Below are 1,208 nucleotides of genomic sequence, written 5' to 3' on the forward strand. Positions count from 1 at the left end.
TCGAACGGCTTTTCGACGAAATCAGCAGCGCCTTCCTTCATCGCCTGGACGGCGAGTGCCACATCGGCATGGCCAGTCATGACAATAACCGGAAGCCTATGTCCGCGAGTCCGAAGCTGTCGCAGGAACTCGATGCCGTCGATACCCGGCATGCGCACATCGGTCACGATACAGCCATCAATATTGTCTGTCGTCGCGGCCAGAAAGGCTGTCGCTGATTCATGCAGGCGCACGGCAAAGTCGGCTGTGGCGAGAAGAAACCCAAGCGACTTGCGGACGTCGACGTCGTCGTCGACGACATGCACAAGATCATTGCCGGCCATTGGCGACCTCTTCCTTCTCAACGATGCGCAATGTGAACCGGAATGCTGTTCCTCCGGTGGGCATTGGCTCGGCCCAGATGTGGCCGCCATGCGACTCGACGATGGTACGGCAAATGGAGAGTCCGACCCCCATCCCTTGCTTCTTGGTTGTGACGAAGGGCTGGAAAAGTTGGGCCGAGACTTCTGGCGCAAGGCCGGTGCCTGTATCCGTCACGCTTACCTCGGCCATCCCATCCTCCCGTGCGACGGTCCTCACGTGTAACTCGCGGCGCGGTACACCTTGCATGGCTTCCACCGCGTTGCGCATGAGGTTGAGCAAAACCTGCTGAATCTGGATGCGGTCGGTCAACACCAGCTCGGCGGCGGGATCAAGCTCGTAGCTGACGCGGACATCGATCTCCCTTGCGCCGACCAGGGCGAGCGACGAAGCTTCCTCGATCAGCGCCGGCAGTCGTTCGACCCGACGCTCGCTTTCGCCCCGCGCAACAAAGTCCCTCAGGTGACGAATGACATTTCCTGCCCTCAGGGCCTGCTCAGCCGCCTTTTCCACGGCATCGCGCAGCATAGGGGCGTTCTCTTCCGTACTCTTCTCGAGCAGCCGGCGGCTGCCCTTGAGGTAGTTCGTGATGGCCGTCAGTGGCTGATTGATCTCATGTGCAAGCGTCGAGGCCATTTCGCCGAGCGCGGTAAATCGCGCCATGTGGAGCAATTCCTGCTGCTGCTCCTGTATTCTCGCTTCCGCCCGATGGCGCTCGGTCAGGTCGCGGCAAAAGCCGGTGAAGAAGCGTCCCGTTCCCGGGTGCATCTCGCCGACTGAAAGCTCCATGGGGAAGGTCGAACCGTCCTTGCGCATCCCGGTGACGGTGCGACCAAGCCCGATGATCC

At 60.9% G+C, this 1,208-nt stretch carries 2 protein-coding genes; both read right to left on the reverse strand.

The window, feature by feature from the left end; translation table 11 throughout:
- On the reverse strand, nucleotides 1-323 hold a 323-nt coding region (locus ACXJ7R_RS33485; protein ID WP_457155532.1), incomplete at its 3' end, for a response regulator.
- Nucleotides 310-1,208 (reverse strand): PAS domain-containing sensor histidine kinase (locus ACXJ7R_RS33490; protein WP_457155533.1); only part of this gene is annotated, 899 nt, incomplete at its 5' end. The genes ACXJ7R_RS33485 and ACXJ7R_RS33490, both read right to left, overlap by 14 nt.

The organism is Mesorhizobium sp. P5_C1, from assembly GCF_054049815.1.